Origin of the sequence: Phytobacter sp. RSE-02, assembly GCF_040578655.1 — a bacterium.
GTDB lineage: Bacteria > Pseudomonadota > Gammaproteobacteria > Enterobacterales > Enterobacteriaceae > Phytobacter > Phytobacter diazotrophicus.
In genome coordinates, this window is record NZ_JBEULY010000002.1 from 379,736 (window position 1) to 400,335 (window position 20,600).

Here is a 20,600-nt window from a genome sequence, read left to right on the forward strand (position 1 = left end):
CGAGACAAAAAAATGCGCCCTGCCGAGGGCGCTTTTCAACGATGGGCGTTCTTTAGTGGATGCCCATTCGCCAGGCAAAATCGATCTCTTCTTTCAGCTCGCTATGCGAGAGCGTCAGCAAATCCGCGAATTCCAGCCTGAGTTGTTTTAATTTCTTAAGGTATTCCGCAGGCGTCAATTCGCTTTTATCGCGACGGAGATATTCAATTGCCAACTGAGTGGGGTCTAATTCGGTGTGCATATAATCCTCATATGTGGTTAAAACATAATCACTATAACACATTATTTCGACCATTTTTTGACCAAAGTCGTATGCGCGTTCGTCTACACACTTATTTTCGTGCAAGGCAGTCAATAAAATTCAGAGAGTTATGATGCGCCGGGAATAGCGAAATAAATGAGTTAACTTTTATGAATTTTGCGAGGACACAGCCCGTTTAACACTTTTCCTGGCACTTCTCCCGCCCCAGCCACATGACACCCCCCCTTTCTTTGATGGCAGCATCGGCCTATGGGAAAACGCGGTGCTGGCGCTGTATTAGCGCCAGCGGGGATATCAAAGACGTTATACCGTCAGAAAACTCAGTGCTTAATCAAATACATTGTGCGTGTATACGCCACATCTTCCGGGTTAGTGATGGGATAGCCTTTAAGCCACGGCTTAATCAGGCGACCATTGGTGTATTGATAGATAGGAATGATAGGTGCTTTTTCCGCGATGATCTTCTCGGCCGCATTGTAATCCGCATTGCGGGCTTCGGCCTGTGTCTCTTGTGCGGCCTGATTCATGACCTTGTCATATGCCGGATCGTTAAAACGTGCGATGTTGCCGCTATGAGTGGATGTCAACAGCGACAGAAAGGTAGACGGTTCATTGTAATCCCCCACCCATGAGGCGCGGATAACATCAAAGTTGCCGGTATTACGGCTATCGATATATGTTTTCCACTCCTGGTTTTGTAGTTTGACATCAATGCCCAGATTCTTTTTCCACATTGACGCCACCGCAATCGCGATTTTCTGATGCGTTTCGGAGGTGTTATACAATAACGTCAGTTCCAGCGGGCGTTGTGGGCCATAGCCCGCGGCCTGGAGCAGGGTTTTCGCCTGGGCATTGAGCTCCGCCTGGCTCACCTTTTCCAGCGCCGAAGGCTGTGGTTTAAAGCCTGCCGTTACGTCCGGAGTGAATCGCCATGCCGGTTTTTCCCCGGTTCCCAGCACTTTCTCAGCCATCACGCGGCGGTCAACGGTCATACTCAGCGCCAGACGTACACGCGGATCGGCTGTCGGCCCTTTTTGCGTATTAAGGGCATAGTAATAGGTGCCGAGCTGCGGCGGGGTGTAAACCTGACCCGGAATCTCCTTGAGCAATTTCTGGTACTGGTTTTTCGGGAAGGACTCCGTGATATCAATTCCCCCGGCAAGATAGCGATTTGTCGCCGCCGTTTCCTGATTGATCGGCACAAATGTCACTTTCTGAATGACGGTTTTACGGTTATCCCAGTAATGGGTATTCGGTTTGAGTTCAATTTTTTCATTCACCACCCGGTTTTCCAGTACATAAGCGCCATTGCCGACCAGGTTGCCTGGACGCGTCCAGTCAGCGCCGCTTTCAACATTGGCTTTCTGCACCGGGTAAAAGGCGAAATTCGCAGCCAGGTTCGCAAACCATGGCAACGGCTTATCGAGTTGCACCCGCAACGTATGGGCATCGACCGCCGTCACGCCAAGTTTATCCGGCGTCGCCTTGCCATCAACGATATCCTGCGCGTGGGTGATTCCTGCAAGCGCCGCAAACCAGGCAAAAGGTGACGTTGTTTTCGGATCGACCAGGCGCTGCCAGCTATAAACAAAATCTTGTGCGGTGACCGGCGTGCCGTCGGACCATTTTGCATCATTACGCAGGGAGAATGTCCAGACGCGGTTATCGCTGGTCTGCCATTTGGTGGCCACGCCAGGGATGATGTCGCCTTTCTCATTCTGATTGACAAGGCCTTCGTACAGATCGCGAATGACCTGAATCTCCGGCAGCCCTACCGCCTTCGCCGGGTCAAGCGATGCGGGTTCGTCTTTAATATGGCGAACCAACTCCTGTTTCTGAGCCAGCACTGTGCCCTGCGGAACATCCGCAGCCCAGGGCGATGAGGAAAAACCACAGAGTAAAAGCGCACAACTGAGCAACGAGACAGGATGCTTCATGAGATCCCCTTTTATGTTTTGAAGCAAAACGAAAGATGAGGTAATTATTTGTTTTAGAAAGAGCGAATGCAAATTTTCGTCGATGGAAAGTTGACGGCTATTCCTTTTTGCCTGAATACAGCAATAATTTGCCCAGGCGAGAAATATGCCCAACACTTGCAATAAGCCAACCAGAATAAGGATGACTATGCCTGCTTCACGCCCACGCCCGGAACGGGGCGCCTTTCCTTCCGGTAGCGAATATTACGGACACTCTCTGTTAGGTGCCCCGCTCATTTGGTTTCCGGCAACCGAAGCTTCACATGCCAGCGGGCTTATCATTGCGGGAACCCATGGTGATGAAAATTCTTCTATTGTGACGCTTTCCTGCGCCTTGCGGACATTGAAACCAGAACTTCGTCGACACCATGTTGTGCTGGCCGTCAATCCGGATGGTTGCCAGCTTGGCCTGCGTGCGAATGCCAGCGGCGTGGATTTGAATCGTAATTTTCCGGCCGCAAACTGGAAACCTGGCGAAACGGTTTACCGCTGGAACAGCGCCGCCGAAGCGCGTGATGTGGTGTTATCGACAGGTGATGCCCCCGGCTCCGAACCTGAAACTAAAGCATTGTGCCAGTTGATTCACCAGGTCCGCCCCGCCTGGGTGGTGTCGTTTCACGATCCGCTGGCCTGTGTGGAAGATCCACGCAACAGCGCCTTTGGTCAGTGGCTGGCGCAGGCGTTTAATTTACCGCTGGTCACCAGTGTTGGCTACGAAACACCCGGCTCTTTCGGTAGTTGGTGCGCAGATATGAATTTGCACTGCATCACACTGGAATTCCCGCCAGTTTCAGCCGATGAAGCCAGCGAGAAATACCTCAGCGCGATGACAGCGCTACTGCGTCATGATGTGGAGAGATGAAGCTGACCAGGGGTGAATTGCAGCGACGGTTCGACATCTACCGCAAGCCAGGTAGGGCCGTCGAGATCGGCAAAGCGAACCTCACCCACCAAAGGTAGTGCCGCGGCAATGGCGCGTGAGGTACAGATCATGCAGCCCAGCATCAGGCCAAAACCCTGCTCGTCCGCCGCACGGGCCAACGCCAGCGCTTCTGTCAACCCGCCGGTTTTATCGAGCTTGATATTGACCATCTCATAGCGCCCCGCCAGCGCGGCAAGATCCCGTTGCGTGTGGCAACTTTCATCGGCACAGATGGGCAAAGGATGGATAAAGTTATCCAGCGCAGCATCATCGCCTGCCGGAAGGGGCTGTTCGAGCATTGCCACGCCAAGGTCTGCCAGAAGCTGGCAACGTGCAGCAAGCCCTTCACTTTGCCAGGCCTCATTGGCATCAACGATCAACGTGGCTTCCGGTGCAGCGGCACGTATTGCCACCAGCCTTTCGCTGATCAAATGATCGTCAAGCTTCACCTTAAGCAATCTTGCCCCCGTCTCCCACAGCGCCGAGGCACTGGCGGCCATTTGCTCAGGCGTACCGATGACCACGGTTTGCGCAGTAGTGACTATAGTGGGCAATGTCACTCCCACATACTGCCCAAGCGTCATACCCTGTCGCCGGGCTTCCAGATCCCAAAGCGCACAGTCAACGGCATTACGCGCCGCCCCAGCAGGAAGCAATGTCTGGAGTTCTTCGCGGGTCAAACGATTTTCCAGTTGCGGCAGGATCGTCATAATCTGCGCAATCACCGAAGCTTCGCTCTCGCCATAACGTGGGTATGGTGTGCATTCACCTACGGCTTTCACTCCGTCTTCTTCCAGTTCAACAACCACTACCCGAGCCTCGCTGCGCGCACCTCGAGCAATGACAAATGGCGTGTGTAACGGCCAGGTTTCATCATAAACCTTAACGCTTCTCATCCCTTTCTCCTCTGCCGCCTTTTCCACGATTATAGATGTGAAATTAGGTTTGCCGTGATCCTTGCTTTCAGAATACACTAGCGACGAAGTTAACTATATGTAAACAGGAAGATATATATGTCACAGCTTGTCCATTTCCAGGGTAATCCAGTTTCCGTTGCCGGTAAGATTCCGCAGGTCGGTTCCAAAGCCGCACCGTTCTCTCTCGTGGCGAAAGACCTGTCTGACGTTGCATTGAGCCAGTTTGCAGGAAAACGTAAAGTTCTGAACATTTTCCCGAGCATTGATACCGGCGTATGCGCCGCATCTGTGCGTAAATTTAACGAATTGGCAACAGGCGTAAACGACACTGTCGTTCTGTGCATTTCCGCTGACCTGCCGTTCGCCCAGTCTCGCTTCTGCGGTGCGGAAGGTCTGAGCAATGTGATCACCCTGTCCACTCTGCGTAATACGGAGTTTCTGGAAAACTACGGTGTGGGCATTTCCGAAGGCGCGCTGAAAGGTCTGGCGGCACGTGCTGTGGTGGTCATTGACGAAAACGACAATGTCATTTTCAGCCAACTGGTGAATGAAATCACCAATGAGCCTGACTATGCTGCCGCACTTGAAGTGCTGAAAGGCTAATAAAGTCTGCCCGGTAACACCCTGTTTACCGGGCAATTCGTCTTACTCGTCACCCTTCTTCTGGCTCAAACCATATTCCCGTAGTTTATTCGCGATCGCCGTATGCGAAACACCAAGACGCTTAGCCAGCTTACGCGTGCTGGGGAAACTGCGATAAAGCTGTGTCAGTACCGAGCGCTCAAAGCGGCTGGTGATCTCATCAAGCGACCCTTCCATCGCATCTTCGCCAACAGGCATGGTAGTGGCATCAAAGTCCGGCAACAGTATATCCTGTGAGCGTAGCTCGTAGCCTTCCAGTTGGGTAAGCGCACGGTAGATCGCGTTTTTCAACTGACGTACGTTGCCTGGCCAGCCATAACGGGTCAGAACATTACCCAGATCGGCCGATAATTTAGGCCGGGGAACGCCCTGCTCATCGGCAAAGCGGGCAACAAAGAGTTCGGTCAGCGGCATGATATCCTGCGGACGCTCCCGCAACGGCGGTAGATTCAGCGTCAGAACATTCAGGCGGTAATAGAGATCTTCGCGGAACATCCCCTTTTGCACCAGCTCCACCAGATTGCGCTGGGTGGCGCAAATCACCCGCACATCGACGTGCACCTCATGGTCTTCCCCAACCCGGCGGAAAGTCCCGTCATTGAGAAAACGCAGCAGTTTAACCTGCATGCGCGCCGACATTTCGCCGATTTCATCCAACAACACAGAACCGCCATTCGCCTGCTCAAAAAAGCCCTTTTTCCCTTCCGGGGCATGACCAAACAGTTCACTTTCGACGGCATCTTCCGGAATCGACGCGCAGTTCAGCGCCAGGTAGGGTTTCGCCGCTCGCGGGCTGGCCATATGGCAGGCTCGTGCCAGCAAATCTTTACCCGTCCCCGTGTCACCGGTAATCAGTAGCGGTGCCGTAAGCGTAGCCAGCTTCCGGGCCTGCTCCATCACCTGACGCATCTTCGGACTGACGGCGACAATCTGGCTGAAAGCGCCCAGATCCTGTTGCGAAAGGTTTTGTAATTGACGCCCCATTCGGACGGTGGAACGCAGCATCACTACCGCACCGGTCAGAACCGGTTCGCCGGATTCGCCTTCCAGATGGACCGGGGTGATTTCCATCAGGAAATTTTGTCCATTAATGGCAACATGTTCGCTATGAGAGTTGTGCGGATTGCTTTCCAGCCAGCGCGTGAAATTGAAACCGGAAATGAGCTGTACCGCGTTGTGATTGCGCAGTTTGCTCTGGTCCAGCGCAAATAGCTGGCAACTCGCCGGGTTCGCCAGTTCAATCTTCCCTTTCATATCCAGCGATAAAACGGGTTCCGGCAGCGCCTCCAGCACCGCACTCAGCGCACGATGCTCACGCTCGGAAGGCATCCACAGCACGGTGCGCACATCGGTTACGCCAGGGATGCGGCGAATCTCTGCCATCAGGCTGCTGAATGTATTGAACTCCAGGGCAGCAAAATTCAGGTAGATGCGCCCGACAGGGTCTATCTCAATTCCGCGTAAATCAATGCCGCGTAACACCAGTAAATCCAGCAGTTCGCGTGTCAGACCGAGTCGGTCTTCACAAAAGACTTCAAGACGCATGGAAATATCACCCCAGATAATCAACGAATGCCGGGATGATATGTCAGTTCCCGTCTGGCAGGAAGATGTCTGTCAAGAAATATTGACAGCATGGCGGAAAAGTGGGCGCTGTGCCGTAAAGTTAAACGCGCAGCGCGCAATTTATAATCATCACGCTTTACCTTTTTGCACCGTCTCTTTGAGCTGTACCACCAACTGGCGACGAAAATCGCCAAGACGCGGTTTGTCATCGCCAAGCCACGGTAACGGGCGGCACAGTTCCATGGCTTTGATGCCTAATCGGGCAGTCAACAGGCCTGCGCCGATCCCCTGCGCAGCACGGGCGGAAAGACGTGCGGCAAGATCTTGCGACATCCAGTCCATCCCCACTTCACGCACCATTTCACTGGCGCCGGCAAAAGCAATATTGAGCAGCACCAGGCGAAACAGACGCAGTCGGCTGTAATACCCCAGTTCAATACCATAAAGCGTGGCAATGCGGTTAATCAGACGCAGATTACGCCAGGCGATAAACGCCATATCCACCACCGCAAGCGGACTGACGGCAATCATTAATGTTGACTCAGCCGCGGAGCGACTGATTTCACGCCGCGCCTGGTTATCCAGTACAGGCTGGACGATATGGGCATATAGCGAGACCACTTCCCTGTCATTTTGCGTCTCATGAATGGCAGCATACCAGCGCTGGAGTGCAGGATGCGCATGGTCAAGCCCGGCCTGGCGCGCCAGATTTTCACAAAATGCGCGCCCTTTCCCCGTACCGTGGCTGTGAAGCAGTTCCCGCGCCTCGTCTCGTGCCTGGGCTCGCTGCCGCAATCGCCATAACCGACGCCACTCCGTCGCCACGGACCCAACGCCCGCACCGACAATCAATGCACCAGCGGCACACCCGCCCATGGCGACCCAGTCCTGAGTTTGCCAGGCATTCATCGCCCATTGCACGCCCTGACCGACAACGCTTGCGCCAAATAGCGCCATCCCGGTGAGCACCATTTTGCGCCACAGGCTACGTTTCGGGTGCAGCGCCGCTTCTACTGCGGCTTCTGCCGGGCCTTCTTCGCGGATCTCGTCGGGATTGACTGGCGCGAAGTTATCGGCCAGATCGTCGCTGAATGTTTGCGCGGCCTTGACCTGCATGACGGTCTCCGCTTCCAGCGGTCCGGCAAAATCGATACGCGGTTTGAGGGGTTCACTCATCGCAATTTATCTCCCAATAAAAATTCCAGCGCAGCGTCCAGACGGATATGCGGCAATGGCTTATCCACATCCAGCGCCTGAGGACGGAAGGACTCAAACTGAAACCCTTGTTTTTCCCAGAATGCCTGGCCTGGCAGACGCGCCGGCACCTCACCTGGGTAAAATGTCAGGGGAGAACCATCGCTCAGCCGGTGGCCACGTAAAGCAGGAATTTTCTCGCCATTAACATCAATCAGCCCACTCTGGGTCGCCTGGACAGAGGCCAGACCAACGCAGTCCATGCTGATCCCTTCAAATGCGGCGTTTTGCCACGCATCCTGAATCAGTTGCTGGAGCAACGACACCATATTGGCGTGCTGGTCGAGCGTGACATGATCCGCTTTTGTGGCGGCAAACAGCAGCTTATCGATAACCGGCGAGAACAGACGGCGAAACAGCGTCCGCTGACCGTAATGAAAGCTTTGCATCAGTTGCGTCAGCGCCAGACGCATATCATTAAAGGCTTGTGGCCCGCTGTTAAGCGGCTGCAGGCAATCCACCAGCACAATCTGGCGGTCAAAACGCAGGAAGTAATTTTTATAAAAATCCTTCACCACATGTTCGCAATAGTAGTTAAACCGCTCGCGCAGCATGCCCGCGTTAGTGTGTTTGCCCGCCTGCGCCAGTCTGGCTTCCCCCGTTTCGTCCACATTGGGCCATGGGAAAAACTGCAATGCAGGTGCACCGGCCATATCACCGGGCAGAACAAAACGCCCCGGCTGAATAAAATGCAGCCCTTCGCGTTTGCACTGATGCAAATAATCTGTCCAGGCGGCGGCAATATCTGCCAGGCGATTTTCATCGGCAGGCGCTAAAGGATCCAGCCCTTCACACAAGGCCTGCCACTTCTGCGACCATTCGCCACGTTGCCCCTGTAACAGGCCGCGCATCTGTCGTGACCAGCTTAGATAATCCTGAGCCAGCATCGGTAAATCCAGCAGCCATTCCCCCGGATAATCGACTATTTCCAGATACAGCGTGGAGGTCTCTTTAAAATGGCGCAGCAGCGACTCCTGCGACCGGAAGCGCAGCGCGAGTCGAATCTCGCTGACACCGCGTGTCGGGGTAGGCCAGACGGGTGGCGTACCATAGAGCTGCGCAAGCCCTTCGTCATAGGTAAAACGCGGAATACCAAAATCACGTTGAGGAACGCGTTTAACACCAAGCAGTCGCTCTTCACGTACCGCGCTAAACAAGGGAAGCCGCGCGCCTGCATGAACATTAAGTAATTGATTCACCATTGCGGTGATAAACGCCGTCTTTCCGCTGCGGCTAAGCCCCGTAACGGCTAACCGCAGATGGCGATCCATTCCCCGGTTTACCAGGGCGTTAAGTTCATTTTTCCAGCGTTCAATCGTCATTCCGTGCCGCCATGAAATCAGAAAATTTATTCATAGAATATATGAAATGAGGTGCACTTCGGCAGATATCAACGGTAGCGAGGCGAATGCCCCGCCGCCAGAAGGTTTATTTGGAGGTAACGACAGGCTTATTCAGACCGGCTATGCCGCCCATATTGATGACATGCTGGTAACCCATTTGCTGTAATGCCTCCTGGGCCAGCGTCGCCTGACGCCCGGAATTGCAGTACAGATAAAGGGTGTCCTCTTTTGCCAGTGGCGAAAAGGTTCCGGCCTGAATATCACTGAGCGGTATGTTCAGTGCGCCCTGAATATGTTCGTGCTGATACTGCTCCGGGATCCGCACGTCGATCCAGTGCTCCGCGGCAAAAGTGGGCGTGCTGGCAGCGAGCGCAGCGGCGATAACCGTTTGTTTTAACATCTTTCCTTCCTTTGGTTTTGTTAATTCCTTCGCCAACTATACGCCCGGCTACAACCCGGTTGTAGCGCTGTTATCGCATTTTGCGAACGGGTTACTTCATAAAGCGTTTCGAGAATCGGCTCGCCGCGCGATTGAGCAACGGTTCAAGCGCAAAAGCCAACAACATTTTTACCGGGCGTCGCGCCACCGATTTCACCGCCCAGCCTGCAACCCCTGCCGGGCCATAGCGCAACGCGGCCAGCAGGACAACTTTCCCGGCGATTTTCATCCCCGGTTTAACTTTCTGTGTAGCCTGTCGCCAGGTTGCCATTGCCTGATACCTCTTCATTAAAGCTGTCGGAAACGACTACGCAAAGAGAACGTGTCGGAGGTGACATAACGCTCCATCTGGCGCAGACGACGCTCACCGGCTGCCAGTTCCGCGTCCACGGCATCCAGAAGCTGGCTGCTGGTTGGTGTGTTTTCGGCATCCACTGCGCTCTCCGGCATCGGATCCAGAACGAAGGTCATAACGATATAGACCACCACAACCGGGAAAAACAGCCCGAACAGCATGGCCAACACCGTTATCAAACGGATCAACTTCACCGGTACATCCAGATAGTGCGCAACACCGGCGCACACCCCTTTCACCATGCCTTCCTGCGGGATACGCCATAACTTTTTATTGCTGTTTAAACCTGCCATCAGCGATCTCTCCAGTTCGGATGCTCTGCATCAAGAATGTCTTCCAGCGCCTGAATACGTTCACGCATTCGCCGTGCATCGTCGGTCAGTTGCGCCAGCCGTTGCTGCTCACTTTGCGGTAGTTCACCGCGTGAGGTACGGTTGTTGTAATGGAGCCATAACCAGACCGGCAAAATAAACAGAACGAATAACGTCAGGGGAATGGCCAGAAAAAGCGCGCTCATGTGTACTCCTTACAGGTGATAATGGGGCGACATCTCCCGATGCCGCCTGCAATGTCTTCCAAAAATGTTATTGATTATCTTGTTTCATTTTTGCTTTGAGCTGCGCCAGTTGTTCGCTGATTTCGTCATCCGCTTTCAGTTCAGAGAACTGCTGATCCAGCGTTTTGTGTTTACCAAAACCATGACTTTCTGCTTCGGCTTCCATCTGGTCAATACGACGTTCGAAAGACTCAAAACGGGCCATCGCTTCATCAATCTTGCCGCTATCAAGCTGGCGACGCACATCGCGGGACGAGCTCGCCGCCTGGTGGCGTAAAGAGAGCGCCTGCTGGCGTGCGCGCGTTTCGCTGAGTTTGCTTTCCAGCTCGCCAATCTCTTTTTTCATCCGGGCGAGAGTTTCATCAACCTGCACCACTTCCTGCTCCAGCGTATCGATAAGCGCCGTCACTTTCTGCTTCTCGATCAGCGCCGCACGCGCCAGATCGTCTTTATCTTTGCGCAGAGCCAGCTCGGCTTTTTCCTGCCATTCAACCTGTTGCGCGGTCGCCTGCTCAACGCGGCGTACGAGCTGTTTTTTCTCTGCCAGCGCACGGGCTGAGGTTGAACGTACTTCGACCAGCGTGTCTTCCATTTCCTGAATCATCAGACGCACCAGCTTTTGCGGATCCTCAGCGCGCTCCAGCAGCGAGTTGATGTTGGCGTTCACGATGTCGGCAAAACGAGAAAAAATACCCATAATCTGTTCCTCTTAATTTCTGTAATCGGGCCTTGCCCTGCTCTCAGGTATTACAATCTTCGTGCCAATTTTTTAATTTGTTGATTTTAAAAGAAACACTCTATTTTACCGTTGCGTGTTTTTAGTTTAGAGTGGTGAATAACGCTAACAAGTGGCGAAATTCATCATGACTGAACAAAGAGACAACCTGCTGGGCGAGTCCAACAGCTTTATTGAGGTGCTGGAACAAGTTTCGCGTCTGGCTCCGCTCGATAAACCGGTGCTTATCATCGGTGAGCGCGGCACAGGGAAAGAGTTAATCGCCAACCGTCTGCACTATTTGTCGAGCCGCTGGCAAGGGCCGTTTATCTCCCTCAACTGCGCTGCCCTCAATGAAAATCTGCTTGATACCGAGCTGTTTGGCCATGAAGCGGGCGCCTTCACCGGGGCGCAAAAACGACATCCAGGTCGGTTTGAGCGCGCCGATGGCGGCACCCTGTTTCTTGATGAGCTGGCCACCGCCCCGATGCTGGTGCAGGAAAAACTGCTGCGCGTGATTGAATACGGTGAACTGGAGCGTGTCGGCGGCAGCCAGCCACTGCAGGTTAATGTACGCCTGGTGTGCGCCACCAACGCCAACCTGCCGGAGATGGTTTACAAAGGCACTTTCCGCGCCGACTTACTGGACCGCCTGGCCTTTGATGTGGTGCAACTTCCCCCGTTACGCCAGCGGCAGAGCGATATCATGCTGATGGCCGATCACTTTGCCATCCAAATGTGCCGCGAACTTAAATTGCCGTTGTTTGCCGGATTTACAGAGCGCGCGCGCGAAACGTTGATGCGTTATAACTGGCCGGGGAATATTCGCGAGCTTAAAAACGTCGTTGAACGCTCGGTTTACCGGCACGGGACAAGTGAAACGCCGCTCGATGAGATCATCATTGACCCCTTCAACAGCGAGACGCCAATCGTTGACGCGGTTTTACCTGAATCGGACGGTTTACCGGCGCTGCCTGTCGACCTCCGCCAGTTCCAGCATCAGCAGGAACGCGAGTTACTGTTAAACAGCTTGCAGCAGGCAAAATTTAACCAGAAACGAGCGGCGGAGCTGTTGGGATTGACCTATCACCAGTTGCGGGCGCTACTGAAAAAGCACCAGATAAGCTGAAATCGCTGACAATAACAGCAGTCGTTATCAGACATTTGTACGAAGCTATGGCAAGTGCGATACACTTTGCACATGAACCTAAAATCGTTGAATAAAACATGCGTCTGCTTTCCCCTTTCCTGCTAATCACCGCGAGCCTGTGGGCCGGTATTGCGCACTCTGCTTCATCGCAGGCGGCGACTGCCGATATTCGCGACAGTGGCTTCGTTTATTGCGTCAACGGGCAAGTAAGCACGTTTAATCCACAGAAAGCGGGCAGCGGTCTGATTGTCGATACGCTGGCAGCGCAACTTTATGACCGCCTGCTGGACGTTGACCCCTATACCTACCGCCTGGTACCTGAACTGGCGGAAAGCTGGGAAGTTATGGACAACGGTGCGACCTACCGCTTCCACCTGCGTGATGGCGTTGCCTTCCAGACGACGCAGTGGTTCAAGCCTAAACGTAATTTCAACGCAGACGATGTCGTTTTTACCTTTCAGCGCATTTTTGATCGCGATAACCCCTGGCATAACGTTAACGGCACCAGCTTCCCTTATTTCGACAGTCTGCAATTCGCAGATTCCGTACAAAGTGTGCGCAAGCTCGATAGCCATACCGTCGAGTTTCGTCTGCGCCAGCCAGACGCCTCCTTCTTATGGCATCTGGCGACCCATTACGCTTCGGTGATGTCTGCGGAGTATGCGGCGATGCTGGCAAAATCTGACCGTCAGGAACTTCTTGATCGCCAGCCCGTCGGCACCGGACCGTTCCAGTTAGCAGAGTACCGCGCCGGGCAATATGTCAGGTTACAACGTCACGCCCATTTTTGGCGTGGCACACCGCTGATGCCACAAGTGGTGGTGGATCTGGGTTCCGGTGGTACAGGCCGACTCTCGAAATTATTGACCGGTGAGTGCGATGTGCTTGCCTGGCCTGCCGCGAGTCAGTTAACGATTTTGCGTGACGACCCGCGCCTGCGCCTGACCCTGCGTCCGGGCATGAATATCGCCTATCTGGCGTTTAATACTGACAAAGCGCCGCTCAATAACCCGGAAGTTCGCCATGCGCTGGCCTTATCGATTAACAACCAGCGCCTGATGCAGTCCATCTATTACGGCACGGCTGAAACAGCGGCATCGATTTTACCACGCGCGTCCTGGGCTTATGACGGTGAAGCCAGGGTTACCGAATACGATCCGGAGAAAGCGCGAAAACGTCTTAAAGAGCTGGGGCTGGAAAACCTGACGCTGCATTTATGGGTGCCGACCACCTCGCAGGCCTGGAACCCCAGTCCGCTCAAAACAGCAGAACTGATTCAGGCCGATATGGCGCAGGTTGGCGTGAAGGTGGTGATTGTTCCTGTTGAAGGCCGTTTCCAGGAGGCGCGTCTGATGGACATGAACCATGACCTCACCCTCTCTGGCTGGGCAACCGACAGTAATGACCCGGATAGCTTCTTCCGTCCGTTATTGAGCTGCGCGGCTATCGATTCCCAAACCAATTTCGCCCACTGGTGTAACCGCGAATTTGACAGCGTCCTGCAAAAAGCGCTGGCGTCGCAGCAGCTTGCCTCGCGCATTGATGCCTACGATGAGGCGCAAAATATTCTGGCGCAGGAACTGCCGGTACTGCCGCTCGCCTCATCGCTTCGTCTGCAGGCCTATCGCTACGATATTAAAGGGCTGGTGCTGAGCCCGTTTGGCAGCGCCTCGTTTGCCGGGGTGACGCGGGAAAAAGAAGAAGAGGTGAAAAAACCATGATCATTTTTACCTTACGCCGCCTGTTGCTCCTGCTGGTGACGCTCTTTCTGCTGACTTTTATCGGCTTTAGTTTGAGCTATTTCACCCCACATGCACCATTGCAGGGTGCCTCGCTGTGGAACGCCTGGGTTTTTTGGTTTAACGGGCTACTGCACTGGGATTTTGGCGTTTCGAGCATCAATGGTCAGTTGATTTCTGAACAACTGAAAGAGGTTTTCCCGGCAACCATGGAGTTGTGTATTTTCGCCTTTGGCTTTGCCTTGCTGGTGGGTATTCCCATAGGCATGATGGCGGGCATTATGCGCAATAAGTGGCAGGATAAATTGATAAGCGCCATCGCCCTGCTCGGCTTCTCCATTCCTGTATTCTGGCTGGCGCTGCTCTTAACACTGTTCTTCTCCCTGACGCTGGGCTGGCTGCCGGTTTCTGGCCGCTTCGATCTACTCTACGAAGTGAAGCCTGTTACCGGGTTCGCTATCCTCGATGCATGGCTTTCTGATTCGCCGTGGCGTGACGAGATGATTATCAGCGCTATCCGTCATATGGTGTTGCCGGTTCTGACACTCGCGGTTGCCCCCACCACCGAAGTCATCCGTTTAATGCGTATCAGCACCATCGAAGTCTTCGACAAAAACTATATTAAGGCTGCCGCCACGCGTGGTATGTCACGCCTGACTATTTTGCGCCGCCACGTTCTGCATAATGCCCTGCCGCCGGTCATCCCACGCCTGGGGCTGCAGTTTTCGACCATGTTGACGCTGGCGATGATTACCGAAATGGTGTTCAGTTGGCCAGGCCTGGGACGCTGGGTCATCAACGCAATACGCCAGCAAGATTATGCGGCAATTTCTGCCGGGGTAATGGTGATAGGCTCACTGGTTATCATCGTGAACGTGCTTTCTGACATTCTGGGCGCACTGGCGAACCCATTGAAACATAAGGAATGGTATGCCTTACGATAGCGTCTATAGCGAAAAACGCCCGCCCAGCGCCCTGCTCACCGCGTGGCGAAAATTCTATGGTGACACGCCGGCAATGATCGGTCTGTACGGCTGTGCGGCGCTGGCGGTGTTATGCGTGTTCGGTGGCTGGTTCGCGCCCTACGGCATTGATCAGCAGTTTTTAGGCTATCAGTTGTTGCCGCCGTCCTGGTCGCGCTATGGCGAAGTCTCTTTCTTTCTCGGCACCGATGACCTGGGCCGCGATGTATTAAGCCGTTTACTAAGCGGCGCGGCCCCCACCGTCGGCGGCGCATTTGTGGTGACGCTCGCCGCCACGCTCGTTGGTCTGGTGTTAGGTGTCTTCGCCGGGGCGACCCATGGTCTGCGATCAGCGGTACTGAACCATATTCTCGACACCCTGCTCTCCATTCCGTCACTGCTGTTGGCCATCATTGTGGTGGCCTTCGCCGGGCCGCACCTTTCTCATGCCATGTTTGCCGTCTGGCTGGCGCTTCTGCCGCGCATGGTGAGGTCGGTTTACAGCCTGGTGCATGATGAACTGGAAAAAGAGTACGTTATTGCCGCCCGTCTTGATGGCGCATCCACGCTGAATATTTTGTGGTTTGCCGTGCTACCAAACATGACCTCCGGACTGGTCACCGAAATTACCCGTTCGCTGTCGATGGCCATTCTGGATATCGCGGCGCTGGGCTTCCTTGATCTCGGCGCACAACTTCCTTCTCCGGAATGGGGTGCCATGCTCGGAGATGCACTGGAACTCATTTATGTTGCCCCCTGGACAGTAATGCTACCGGGTGCTGCAATTATGTTGAGCGTTTTGTTAGTCAATCTGCTGGGCGATGGTATTCGCCGCGCGATTAATGCGGGGGTGGAATAATGCCACTGCTGGATATTCGCAATCTAACTATTGAAGTAAAGACCGGTGAAGACTGGGTTAAGGCCGTTGACCGGGTTAGCCTGACGCTGGCCGAGGGGGAAATCCGCGGTCTGGTGGGTGAATCCGGCTCGGGTAAGAGCCTTATCGCCAAAGCCATTTGCGGGGTGACGAAAGAGAACTGGCGGGTGACCGCCGACCGTATGCGTTTTGATGATATCGATCTGATTCGGCTCTCCTCGCGCGAGCGCCGCAAGCTGCTAGGCCATAACGTCTCCATGATTTTTCAGGAGCCGCAGTCGTGTCTCGACCCGTCTGAACGAATTGGCAAACAGTTGATGCAAAATATCCCCGGCTGGACGTGGAAAGGCGGCTTCTTCCGTCGTTTTGGCTGGCGCAAACAGCGTGCTATTGAGCTGCTGCACCGGGTGGGCATTAAAGATCATAAAGACGCGATGCGCAGCTTTCCCTATGAGCTGACCGAAGGGGAATGTCAGAAAGTGATGATCGCTATCGCACTGGCCAACCAACCACGCCTGCTGATTGCCGATGAACCGACAAACGCCATGGAGCCGACAACACAGGCACAAATCTTCCGTCTGTTAACTCGACTAAACCAGAACAACAACACCACCATTTTGTTGATCAGTCATGACTTGCAGATGCTGAGCAAATGGGCCGACCGCATTAACGTCATGTACTGTGGGCAAACCGTGGAGACCGCACCAAGCGAAGAACTGGTGACGACACCGCATCATCCCTATACCCAGGCGTTGATTCGCGCCATCCCTGATTTTGGCAGTGCCATGCCGCATAAAAGCCGCCTGAACACCATGCCGGGTGCCATTCCGTTGCTCGAACATCTGCCGATCGGCTGTCGCCTTGGGCCGCGCTGTCCTTATGCCCAGCGCAAATGTGTAGAAAGACCGCGTCTGAGTGGTGCGAAAAACCATCTGTATGCCTGTCATTTCCCGTTGAATATGGAGAGAGAGTGAGATGGTTGAAACGCTGCTCGAAGTGCGCAATATAAGTAAGACGTTCCGCTATCGTACCGGCTGGTTTCGTCCGCAAACCGTGGAAGCGGTTAAATCGCTCAGTTTTACCCTGCGTGAGAAGCAAACGCTGGCCATTATCGGCGAGAATGGCTCTGGTAAATCGACCCTGGCAAAAATGCTGACAGGCATGGTGGAACCGTCCACCGGTGAGTTACTGATTGACGATCATCCTCTGCATTACGGCGACTATTCATTTCGTAGTCAACGTATCCGCATGATTTTCCAGGACCCGTCGACCTCGCTAAACCCGCGTCAGCGCATCTCGCAGATTCTTGATTTCCCGCTACGTCTGAATACTGATCTGGAGCCGGAGGCACGGCAAAAGCGCATCTATGAAACGTTGCGCATGGTTGGCCTGCTGCCCGATCACGCCAGTTACTATCCGTACATGTTCGCGCCGGGGCAAAAACAGCGTCTGGGGTTGGCACGCGCCTTAATCTTGCGCCCGAAGGTGATCATTGCCGACGAAGCGCTGGCGTCGCTGGATATGTCGATGCGCTCGCAACTGATTAACCTGATGCTGGAATTACAGGAAAAACAGGGTATTTCATATATTTATGTGACCCAGCATATCGGTATGATGAAACATATCAGCGATCAGGTTCTGGTGATGCATCAGGGTGAAGTGGTTGAACGCGGGAGTACCGCGAGCGTGCTGGCTTCGCCGCTTCACGATCTGACTAAGCGCTTGATTGCCGGACATTTTGGCGAGGCGCTGACCGCCGATGCCTGGCGGCAGGATCGCTGATAATGCTTAGGGCGTTCTTCGCGCCCGGCAAATAGCACCGTGATGATTTTCATTAGGCGCTGTTGGTTATTTGCCCTGATTTTATCAGGTAAATATGTTTGACCATCTTTATTAGTCTGAAAGGGGTTGCGCAGCGTTATCGGCCCGTCCCGGCGGACCGATTTTTCCACTGCCGTAGCATCACTGGTAATTAGCCAGGATTTCTACCAGGCCATTTGCTGGCCCTGGTTGCACTGTACCCGTTGTGCGAATATACCGGGCAGCCATTTTTATCGTACCGTCCCCTGTCACGGCATTACTGCCTGTGGCGTAAGGCCCGACGGCAAAATTACTGCTTATGCCGCTCGCATTTGTCGGCGTATTGAGCTGCACCGGTTTCGCTGGCGTCTGACCCTGGCTGCCGTAATCCCCCCAGGCAAGCTGAATGCCTACCCCCTGCGCCCCGGAACCGTCGAGTTTGAAAATACCTTTGGAGGCATCCACTACACCATCACGCGGCTTAACGGTGACCATCACGGCACTGTTTCTTGTAACAGTCGTCGGGCTGGACGGGTTTGAATAATAGCCCCAGGCATTCGGGCAGCGTAGCTGAAAACTGGCATCCACCCACGGGCTGCCATACCCCGCGGCCGCATTTGCCGGGATATTACGCTTGCCCATTTGCACTGTTTTAGACGCATCGACAAATTCACAGGTACCGGAATAGACAGATGTTGTAATTTGCGGATATTTAATGATGTCCGTTAAACATAACCTGGGATCAGAACCTGTCGAAAAAGAAGTACAATTATTTATCACGTCTCCCGCCGCCGTAGCCCCAACACCCTGCGACAAGGCTGGCCCCTGAATATTCAGTAAACCGGACGGCAGTGAATCTGCTGACGCCGAATAACGCCATAAACGTACGTCTACCCATACATGGACATTAGTTGCATTTACAGTTGCTACATATTTAGTCAGCGCGGTTGGTGTTATTGGCTTTCCTTTAGATTCTGAGCTTGGATCAGCATCATTATAGGAGATACCAATGCCGTCAACAGACGTTTTGTAAATTCGATAATTCCCATATTGCCCTTGACAAACCTCAGATATTTGAAAGCCATCATTCCTGATCAGCGTATAATAGGACACTTTTGGGCTTCCATCTTTTTTCGTTGCAACGGTCCCGCCCATGTCGATTGAATTAGCACTGCCTATCATTGCGCAATTCGACAGACCACTTCCCAGCGTAACTTTATTTGTGAGATTGACACTGTACGATCTTATGACTGTCCCTGTTACAACGACATCAATATTTTCCGCATGAACTGTTTTACTACCTAATATCAGTACCACACTCATTACCGCCAAAATTTTCCGCATTGAGAACTCCTTGCCAGCTACTATCCATTGCGGAAAATATACAATAGTTCATCATGGATAGATATTAGCCCTCTCCAGAATAATAGCTCACAAGCCAAAAAATTGCCTTTTAATTAGTTTTTTATATAAAACCAAATGACATTATTCACATGAATAATATATCAGCCAGAGATTTAACCAGGAATTATCAAAAATATTGTTTTTTGATTATGACAACCATTAAAACACTCTTTATGCAAAGGTATATTTTTTCCTCTGGCGCTGGCGGATAATCTTAACCAGACATATTGATTCAAGACAGTCCATTTTCGACTGATTCCATTCAAATATCGCAAACCTGAATTGATATATGAGTTAGAATATACTTATAGCCTGATGGCATTTCCCCTGGGTAAATCTCGTCACAAAAATAGTGTTCCTGATTACTAAAAGTGATACTTATCCTAATAATATCATTGTCATTTAAAATGAATACGGTCAGATATCACCCAGATGTCCCATTCGTATTGCTCCGCTTATATCCCCCCTCTTTCCCGCTGGTTGGATGACCCGAAATGGCAGACTGATGATATACTTTTGCGGTATCGAACTGTTAATGAGTCAGTCTGAAACAATTCTCTGGCGCGCGCTGGCATCACGGAAAAAACGTGACACCGACAGCGGCTGCTGGGATAATTCGATTTCGTTTTGATTTATGTTGAAATGGCAATCATAACTTGTTGATTGTTAAAGTAAATAAAAGCAATGACTATAAGGATTAAAAGCTATGGGTTTTCTTACCGGTAAGCGCATTCTGGTAACGGGTGTTGCCAGCAAACTTTCCATCGCCTACGGTATCGCGCAAGCTATGCATCGCGAAGGCGCTGAACTGGCGTTCACTTATCAGAACGACAAACTGAAAGGCCGTGTGGAAGAGTTTGCCGCTCAACTGGGTTCCAGCATCGTACTGCCGTGTGACGTTGCAGAAGATGCCAGCATCGAAGCCCTGTTCAGCGAACTGGTTAAAGTATGGCCGAAATTTGACGGTTTCGTTCACTCCATCGGCTTTGCGCCGGGCGACCAGTTGGACGGTGACTACGTTAATGCCGTAACCCGCGATGGCTTCAAAATCGCACATGACATCAGCTCCTACAGCTTTGTGGCACTGGCTAAGTCCTGCCGCGAAATGCTGAACCCAGGCTCCGCACTGCTGACCCTGTCCTACCTGGGCGCAGAACGTGCTATTCCTAACTACAACGTTATGGGTCTGGCAAAAGCCTCTCTGGAAGCGAACGTCCGTTACATGGCGAACGCGATGGGTCCGGAAGGTGTTCGTGTTAACGGTATCTCTGCTGGCCCGATCCGCACCCTCGCGGCGTCTGGTATCAAAGATTTCCGTAAAATGCTCTCCCACTGCGAAGCGGTTACCCCGATTCGCCGCACCGTTACCATTGAAGATGTGGGTAACACCGCTGCGTTCCTGTGTTCTGACCTGTCCGCAGGTATTTCCGGTGAAGTTGTTCACGTTGATGGCGGTTTCAACATCGCTGCAATGAACGAGCTGGAACTGAAATAATTTCCCTCGCCCCCTGCCACAGGGGGCGAATTTCGTTACCTCTTTTCCGCTTTGTATTCCTGCCCTTTCCCCCTCATCCTGATGTCTGTACGCTTTAACGTTATATATATCTTTCTGATATTTATTATCACGTAACATTCTTTCATCCCTTCCACCGCTTACGCCAGGATAAAACAGCGAAAAAGATCCGCGTACCAGCATAACGACGAGTCCGGATCGCCACTTT

The 20,600-nt window shown here is 52.9% G+C and carries 21 protein-coding genes; 9 read left to right on the forward strand and 12 right to left on the reverse strand.

The window, feature by feature from the left end:
* Nucleotides 1-52: 52 nt before the first annotated feature.
* Together ABU190_RS05385 and ABU190_RS05390 are read right to left on the reverse strand one after the other, a co-directional pair.
* Nucleotides 53-241: a YdiH family protein gene (locus tag ABU190_RS05385; RefSeq protein ID WP_354690646.1), complete on the reverse strand. Its 189-nt coding sequence runs from the start codon at nt 239-241 to the stop codon at nt 53-55.
* Nucleotides 242-582: 341 nt separating this feature from the next.
* Nucleotides 583-2,199, reverse strand: a complete 1,617-nt coding sequence (locus ABU190_RS05390; protein ID WP_354690647.1) for an ABC transporter substrate-binding protein — start codon at nt 2,197-2,199, stop codon at nt 583-585.
* A 187-nt stretch (nt 2,200-2,386) separates the two neighbouring features.
* On the opposite strand from ABU190_RS05390, the gene mpaA reads away from it, so the two are divergent.
* Nucleotides 2,387-3,100: a murein tripeptide amidase MpaA gene (gene mpaA, locus ABU190_RS05395; RefSeq protein WP_039076961.1), complete on the forward strand. Its 714-nt coding sequence runs from the start codon at nt 2,387-2,389 to the stop codon at nt 3,098-3,100.
* Here the strand turns inward: mpaA and ycjG are convergent.
* Nucleotides 3,082-4,056, reverse strand: a complete 975-nt coding sequence (gene ycjG / locus ABU190_RS05400; protein ID WP_354690648.1) for an L-Ala-D/L-Glu epimerase — start codon at nt 4,054-4,056, stop codon at nt 3,082-3,084. The two genes, mpaA and ycjG, sit on opposite strands and share 19 nt — an antisense overlap.
* Nucleotides 4,057-4,173: 117 nt before the next feature.
* Between ycjG and tpx the strand changes: the two genes are divergently transcribed.
* Complete coding sequence (gene tpx / locus ABU190_RS05405; RefSeq protein ID WP_132439330.1) at nt 4,174-4,680, forward strand: thiol peroxidase; 507 nt, start codon at nt 4,174-4,176, stop codon at nt 4,678-4,680.
* Nucleotides 4,681-4,722: 42 nt separating this feature from the next.
* Here the strand turns inward: tpx and tyrR are convergent, their stop codons facing one another.
* From tyrR to pspA, 8 genes are all read right to left on the reverse strand, one after another.
* Nucleotides 4,723-6,264, reverse strand: a complete 1,542-nt coding sequence (tyrR, locus tag ABU190_RS05410) for a transcriptional regulator TyrR (RefSeq protein WP_132439331.1) — start codon at nt 6,262-6,264, stop codon at nt 4,723-4,725.
* Nucleotides 6,265-6,414: 150 nt separating this feature from the next.
* A complete protein-coding gene (locus tag ABU190_RS05415; protein WP_193796074.1) occupies nt 6,415-7,461 on the reverse strand; it encodes a YcjF family protein in 1,047 nt (348 codons plus the stop codon).
* Complete coding sequence (locus ABU190_RS05420; protein WP_079497544.1) at nt 7,458-8,855, reverse strand: YcjX family protein; 1,398 nt, start codon at nt 8,853-8,855, stop codon at nt 7,458-7,460. Before ABU190_RS05420 ends, ABU190_RS05415 begins: the two co-directional genes overlap by 4 nt.
* A 112-nt stretch (nt 8,856-8,967) precedes the next feature.
* Nucleotides 8,968-9,282, reverse strand: a complete 315-nt coding sequence (gene pspE / locus ABU190_RS05425) for a thiosulfate sulfurtransferase PspE (RefSeq protein WP_079497516.1) — start codon at nt 9,280-9,282, stop codon at nt 8,968-8,970.
* Between the two features lie 91 nt (nt 9,283-9,373).
* Complete coding sequence (gene pspD, locus ABU190_RS05430; protein WP_039076956.1) at nt 9,374-9,592, reverse strand: phage shock protein PspD; 219 nt, start codon at nt 9,590-9,592, stop codon at nt 9,374-9,376.
* A 17-nt stretch (nt 9,593-9,609) separates the two neighbouring features.
* Entirely contained in the window at nt 9,610-9,969 is a 360-nt protein-coding gene (gene pspC / locus ABU190_RS05435) for an envelope stress response membrane protein PspC (RefSeq protein WP_039076955.1), read from the reverse strand.
* A complete protein-coding gene (pspB, locus tag ABU190_RS05440) occupies nt 9,969-10,193 on the reverse strand; it encodes an envelope stress response membrane protein PspB (protein WP_354690649.1) in 225 nt (74 codons plus the stop codon). The genes pspC and pspB overlap by 1 nt, the downstream gene beginning before the upstream one ends.
* A 67-nt stretch (nt 10,194-10,260) precedes the next feature.
* On the reverse strand, nt 10,261-10,929 hold the full coding sequence (gene pspA / locus ABU190_RS05445) for a phage shock protein PspA (RefSeq protein ID WP_039076953.1): 669 nt from the start codon (nt 10,927-10,929) through the stop codon (nt 10,261-10,263).
* Between the two features lie 166 nt (nt 10,930-11,095).
* On the opposite strand from pspA, the gene pspF reads away from it, so the two are divergent.
* The 6 genes from pspF to sapF all read left to right on the forward strand — a co-directional run bounded on the left by pspF (nt 11,096) and on the right by sapF (nt 17,457).
* Complete coding sequence (pspF, locus tag ABU190_RS05450; RefSeq protein WP_354690650.1) at nt 11,096-12,076, forward strand: phage shock protein operon transcriptional activator; 981 nt, start codon at nt 11,096-11,098, stop codon at nt 12,074-12,076.
* Between the two features lie 98 nt (nt 12,077-12,174).
* The gene (gene sapA / locus ABU190_RS05455; protein WP_354690651.1) at nt 12,175-13,818 is read left to right on the forward strand and encodes an ABC transporter substrate-binding protein SapA; all 1,644 of its coding nucleotides are present in this window, start codon (nt 12,175-12,177) and stop codon (nt 13,816-13,818) included.
* Entirely contained in the window at nt 13,815-14,780 is a 966-nt protein-coding gene (gene sapB, locus ABU190_RS05460; RefSeq protein WP_354690652.1) for a putrescine export ABC transporter permease SapB, read from the forward strand. Before sapA ends, sapB begins: the two co-directional genes overlap by 4 nt.
* The gene (gene sapC / locus ABU190_RS05465; protein WP_354690653.1) at nt 14,767-15,657 is read left to right on the forward strand and encodes a putrescine export ABC transporter permease SapC; all 891 of its coding nucleotides are present in this window, start codon (nt 14,767-14,769) and stop codon (nt 15,655-15,657) included. The genes sapB and sapC overlap by 14 nt, the downstream gene beginning before the upstream one ends.
* Nucleotides 15,657-16,649, forward strand: a complete 993-nt coding sequence (gene sapD / locus ABU190_RS05470; RefSeq protein WP_354690654.1) for a putrescine export ABC transporter ATP-binding protein SapD — start codon at nt 15,657-15,659, stop codon at nt 16,647-16,649. Before sapC ends, sapD begins: the two co-directional genes overlap by 1 nt.
* 1 nt (nt 16,650) lies before the next feature.
* Nucleotides 16,651-17,457 (forward strand): putrescine export ABC transporter ATP-binding protein SapF, encoded by an 807-nt coding sequence (sapF, locus tag ABU190_RS05475; protein WP_354690655.1) that lies wholly within the window; start codon nt 16,651-16,653, stop codon nt 17,455-17,457.
* A gap of 180 nt (nt 17,458-17,637) precedes the next feature.
* On the opposite strand, the gene ABU190_RS05480 is transcribed toward sapF, so the two are convergent.
* Entirely contained in the window at nt 17,638-18,819 is a 1,182-nt protein-coding gene (locus tag ABU190_RS05480; protein WP_354690656.1) for a fimbrial protein, read from the reverse strand.
* Nucleotides 18,820-19,585: 766 nt separating this feature from the next.
* On the opposite strand from ABU190_RS05480, the gene fabI reads away from it, so the two are divergent.
* Nucleotides 19,586-20,374 (forward strand): enoyl-ACP reductase FabI, encoded by a 789-nt coding sequence (gene fabI, locus ABU190_RS05485; RefSeq protein ID WP_039076945.1) that lies wholly within the window; start codon nt 19,586-19,588, stop codon nt 20,372-20,374.
* Nucleotides 20,375-20,600 lie beyond the last annotated feature (226 nt).